This window comes from Luteimonas sp. Soil_N_1, from assembly GCF_057656255.1.
Map to the genome: position 1 here is coordinate 1 of NZ_JBDGKS010000005.1, position 5,637 is coordinate 5,637.

Below are 5,637 nucleotides of genomic sequence, written 5' to 3' on the forward strand. Positions count from 1 at the left end.
CAAAGAAAAACCCCCGCCGGAATACCGGCGGGGGTTTTGGGTAAAAACCCTGGCGATGACCTACTCTCGCATGCTAGATGCACACTACCATCGGCGCATGTACGTTTCACTTCCGAGTTCGGAATGGGATCGGGTGGTTCCATACAGCTATAGTCACCAGGGAGAGGGTGGAGGGTCGCAAGTCGGTCCGGTGATCGGTCGCAGGTATGCGCTCGAAAGTGGGACTGACAGCGCTCACGCTCTCAGAGGTTGGGAAGTAGCGAACATTTTTGACGACTCATTCGTGTCGTTGGCCAAGGATGCTTCGGTTAGAAGCAACTTGAGGTTATATGGTCAAGCCGCACGGATCATTAGTACTGGTTAGCTCAACACATTGCTGTGCTTACACACCCAGCCTATCAACCACCTGGTCTTGATGGTTCCTTCAGGGGAGTCAAGCTCCCGGGAGATCTCATCTTGAGGCGCGCTTCCCGCTTAGATGCTTTCAGCGGTTATCGCTTCCGAACATAGCTACCCGGCAGTGCCACTGGCGTGACAACCGGAACACCAGAGGTTCGTCCACTCCGGTCCTCTCGTACTAGGAGCAGCCCCTCTCAAATCTCCAACGCCCATGGCAGATAGGGACCGAACTGTCTCACGACGTTCTGAACCCAGCTCGCGTACCACTTTAAATGGCGAACAGCCATACCCTTGGGACCGACTACAGCCCCAGGATGTGATGAGCCGACATCGAGGTGCCAAACACCGCCGTCGATATGAACTCTTGGGCGGTATCAGCCTGTTATCCCCGGAGTACCTTTTATCCGTTGAGCGATGGCCCTTCCATACAGAACCACCGGATCACTAAGTCCTAGTTTCCTACCTGCTTGATCCGTCGATCTCGCAGTCAAGCACGCTTATGCCTTTGCACACAGTGCGCGATGTCCGACCGCGCTGAGCGTACCTTCGAGCTCCTCCGTTACTCTTTGGGAGGAGACCGCCCCAGTCAAACTACCCACCATACATGGTCCCCGATCCGGATAACGGACCTAGGTTAGAACGTCAAGCACGACAGGGTGGTATTTCAAGGTTGGCTCCACCCCAGCTAGCGCCAGGGTTTCATAGCCTCCCACCTATCCTACACAGACGAACTCAACGTTCAATGTAAAGCTATAGTAAAGGTTCACGGGGTCTTTCCGTCTTGCCACGGGAACGCTGCATCTTCACAGCGATTTCAATTTCACTGAGTCTCGGGTGGAGACAGCGCCGCCATCGTTACGCCATTCGTGCAGGTCGGAACTTACCCGACAAGGAATTTCGCTACCTTAGGACCGTTATAGTTACGGCCGCCGTTTACCGGGGCTTCGATCAAGAGCTTCGCCTTGCGGCTGACCCCATCAATTAACCTTCCGGCACCGGGCAGGCGTCAGACCCTATACGTCCACTTTCGTGTTTGCAGAGTCCTGTGTTTTTGATAAACAGTCGCAGCGGCCTGGTCACTGCGGCCCCCGATCGCTGTAGCCCGCATGGGCCACGATCAAGGGCGCACCTTCTCCCGAAGTTACGGTGCTATGTTGCCTAGTTCCTTCACCCGAGTTCTCTCAAGCGCCTTAGAATTCTCTTCCTACCCACCTGTGTCGGTTTACGGTACGGTCTGCATAAGCTGAAGCTTAGGGGCTTTTCCTGGAAGCGTGGTATCAGTCACTTCGCTCTAATGAGCTCGTCTCGGTGCTCGGAGTTAAAGGGTCCCGGATTTGCCTAAGACCCACTCCTACCGCCTTTCCCCAGGACAACCAACGCCTGGTAGACCTAACCTTCTCCGTCCCCCCATCGCACTTATGCGAGGTGCTGGAATATTAACCAGCTTCCCATCGACTACGCATTTCTGCCTCGCCTTAGGGGCCGACTCACCCTGCGTCGATTAACGTTGCGCAAGGAAACCTTGGGCTTTCGGCGTGGAGGCTTTTCACCCCCATTATCGTTACTCATGTCAGCATTCGCACTTCCGATACCTCCAGCAGACTTCTCAATCTGCCTTCGACGGCTTACGGAACGCTCCTCTACCGCGCACATATAAATATGTGCACCCCAAGCTTCGGTTTATCACTTAGCCCCGTTAAATCTTCCGCGCAGACCGACTCGACCAGTGAGCTATTACGCTTTCTTTAAAGGGTGGCTGCTTCTAAGCCAACCTCCTGGCTGTCTGTGCCTTTCCACATCGTTTCCCACTTAGTGATAATTTGGGACCTTAGCTGTGGGTCTGGGTTGTTTCCCTTTTCACGACGGACGTTAGCACCCGCCGTGTGTCTCCCATGCAGTCTGTCTTGGTATTCGGAGTTTGCAATGGTTTGGTAAGTCGCAATGACCCCCTAGCCATAACAGTGCTCTACCCCCAAGAAGATTCACATGAGGCGCTACCTAAATAGCTTTCGAGGAGAACCAGCTATCTCCGGGTTCGATTAGCTTTTCACTCCTAATCACACCTCATCCCCTACCTTTGCAACGGGAGTGGGTTCGGACCTCCAGTTGATGTTACTCAACCTTCATCCTGGGCATGACTAGATCACCCGGTTTCGGGTCTATTGCCCGCGACTATGCGCCCTTATCAGACTCGGTTTCCCTTCGCCTCCCCTATACGGTTAAGCTTGCCACGAACAATAAGTCGCTGACCCATTATACAAAAGGTACGCAGTCACTCCTTGCGGAGCTCCTACTGCTTGTACGCACACGGTTTCAGGGTCTATTTCACTCCCCTCTCCGGGGTTCTTTTCGCCTTTCCCTCACGGTACTGGTTCACTATCGGTCGGTCAGGAGTATTTAGCCTTGGAGGATGGTCCCCCCATATTCAGACAGGGTTTCTCGTGCCCCGCCCTACTCATTTTTCATCGATATGGCCCTTTCGCATACAGGGCTATCACCTTCTATGGCCGGTCTTTCCAGGACCGTTTTGCTAAAACCATATCGACTTTTGGGCTTTTCCCCGTTCGCTCGTCACTACTCAGGGAATCTCGGTTGATTTCTTTTCCTACGGTTACTTAGATATTTCAGTTCACCGCGTTCGCCTCGTACAGCTATGTATTCACTGCACGATACCTCCTAGGAGGTGGGTTTCCCCATTCGGACATTACCGGATCAAAGCTTGTTGCCAGCTCCCCGATACTTTTCGCAGGCTACCACGTCCTTCATCGCCTCTGACCGCCAAGGCATCCACCGTGTGCGCTTATTCGCTTGACCATATAACCCCAAGTTGCCTCGGAGCTATATCTGGGCCGGTGGGTACAAAGCACCGACGCGAAATATAACGACTCAATTTACTAGGGACTCGAGGTCCCCGCCTTAGCCTCACGACACGTTTGAGTACTTGTCTCAGACGCTCGCTACTTCCCTATTTTTCAAAGAACCGTCGTCAGGCCACAGTGCCTGGCGACATTCAAATCTGTATGTGTGCGCAGCGATCGGTACATCCATCAAGAATGGTGGAGCCTGTCGGGATCGAACCGACGACCCCCTGCTTGCAAAGCAGGTGCTCTCCCAGCTGAGCTAAGGCCCCATGTGGTGGGTCTGGGAGGACTCGAACCACCGGCCTCACCCTTATCAGGGGTGCGCTCTAACCACCTGAGCTACAGACCCAGTCTTGCTTGATTACCAATCGTGCAGGTTACTTATGAGGACGCCTGGACAAGCGATGCAGCCTTGTCTCTAAAGGAGGTGATCCAGCCGCACCTTCCGATACGGCTACCTTGTTACGACTTCACCCCAGTCATCGGCCACACCGTGGTAAGCGTCCTCCTTGCGGTTAGACTACCTACTTCTGGTGCAACAAACTCCCATGGTGTGACGGGCGGTGTGTACAAGGCCCGGGAACGTATTCACCGCAGCAATGCTGATCTGCGATTACTAGCGATTCCGACTTCACGGAGTCGAGTTGCAGACTCCGATCCGGACTGAGAGAAGGTTTCTGGGATTGGCTTGCCCTCGCGGGTTTGCAGCCCTCTGTCCTTCCCATTGTAGTACGTGTGTAGCCCTGGCCGTAAGGGCCATGATGACTTGACGTCATCCCCACCTTCCTCCGGTTTGTCACCGGCGGTCTCCTTAGAGTTCCCACCATTACGTGCTGGCAACTAAGGACAAGGGTTGCGCTCGTTGCGGGACTTAACCCAACATCTCACGACACGAGCTGACGACAGCCATGCAGCACCTGTGTCACGGTTCCCGAAGGCACCAATCCATCTCTGGAAAGTTCCGTGCATGTCAAGGCCAGGTAAGGTTCTTCGCGTTGCATCGAATTAAACCACATACTCCACCGCTTGTGCGGGCCCCCGTCAATTCCTTTGAGTTTCAGTCTTGCGACCGTACTCCCCAGGCGGCGAACTTAACGCGTTAGCTTCGATACTGAGTTCCTAGTTGAACCCAACATCCAGTTCGCATCGTTTAGGGCGTGGACTACCAGGGTATCTAATCCTGTTTGCTCCCCACGCTTTCGTGCCTCAGTGTCAGTGCTGGTCCAGGTAGTCGCCTTCGCCACGGATGTTCCTCCCGATCTCTACGCATTTCACTGCTACACCGGGAATTCCACTACCCTCTACCGCACTCTAGCCTGCCAGTATCCAATGCAATTCCCAGGTTGAGCCCAGGGCTTTCACATCAGACTTAACAAACCACCTACGCACGCTTTACGCCCAGTAATTCCGAGTAACGCTTGCACCCTTCGTATTACCGCGGCTGCTGGCACGAAGTTAGCCGGTGCTTATTCTTTGGGTACCGTCAGAACAATCGGGTATTAACCGACTGCTTTTCTTTCCCAACAAAAGGGCTTTACAACCCGAAGGCCTTCTTCACCCACGCGGCATGGCTGGATCAGGCTTGCGCCCATTGTCCAATATTCCCCACTGCTGCCTCCCGTAGGAGTCTGGACCGTGTCTCAGTTCCAGTGTGGCTGATCATCCTCTCAGACCAGCTACGGATCGTCGCCTTGGTGGGCCTTTACCCCGCCAACTAGCTAATCCGACATCGGCTCATCTATCTGCGCGAAGCCCGAAGGTCCTCCGCTTTCACCCGTAGGTCGTATGCGGTATTAGCGTAAGTTTCCCTACGTTATCCCCCACAAATAGGCAGATTCCGATGTATTCCTCACCCGTCCGCCACTCGCCACCCAAGGAGCAAGCTCCTCTGTGCTGCCGTTCGACTTGCATGTGTTAGGCCTGCCGCCAGCGTTCACTCTGAGCCAGGATCAAACTCTTCACTTAAAATTTTCGACATCACCGAAGTGACATCTAATGCTTCGAGTGCAGTCGTCTTTTCCAGAACTCGAACTACTCACCAGCATTTGCATGCTTTTGAATCTTTCTTGCTCTTTCTAGAACGTCTGCTAATGGACTAACACCACCAGCCAGACGTCCGCATAAGTATCCTGCGCACACTGTCAAAGATCTGCGGAAGCGGCCTCAGCGCCTGCTTCCCACTGCTTCGTTGTTTCCTCCGAAGCGAGCCGCCCATCTTAGCGCGGTTTTGGCTTTCGTCAACACCTCGTTGAGGGTTGGTTTCCGCCGACTTCAGCGTCCGGCCCGAAGGCGTTCCGTTGAAGCGAGCCGCACATATTACCGCGACCCTCGAGTCTGTCAACACCGCGTGAAGCCGCGTTTCCTTCCTCTTCCCCGC

At 54.2% G+C, this 5,637-nt stretch carries 2 tRNA genes and 3 rRNA genes; all 5 read right to left on the reverse strand.

Features of this window, described 5'->3' with window-relative positions:
* Positions 1-47: 47 nt before the first annotated feature.
* Positions 48-161: ribosomal RNA gene (gene rrf, locus AC3A4E_RS17235) — 5S ribosomal RNA — on the reverse strand.
* Between the two features lie 168 nt (positions 162-329).
* A 23S ribosomal RNA gene (locus AC3A4E_RS17240) occupies positions 330-3,213 on the reverse strand.
* Positions 3,214-3,453: 240 nt separating this feature from the next.
* Positions 3,454-3,529: transfer RNA gene (locus tag AC3A4E_RS17245), tRNA-Ala, on the reverse strand.
* A 3-nt stretch (positions 3,530-3,532) separates the two neighbouring features.
* Positions 3,533-3,609 (reverse strand) — tRNA-Ile (locus AC3A4E_RS17250).
* A 71-nt stretch (positions 3,610-3,680) separates the two neighbouring features.
* Positions 3,681-5,225 (reverse strand): 16S ribosomal RNA (locus tag AC3A4E_RS17255).
* The 16S, 23S and 5S rRNA genes sit together here with 2 tRNA genes alongside, the layout of an rRNA operon.
* Positions 5,226-5,637 lie beyond the last annotated feature (412 nt).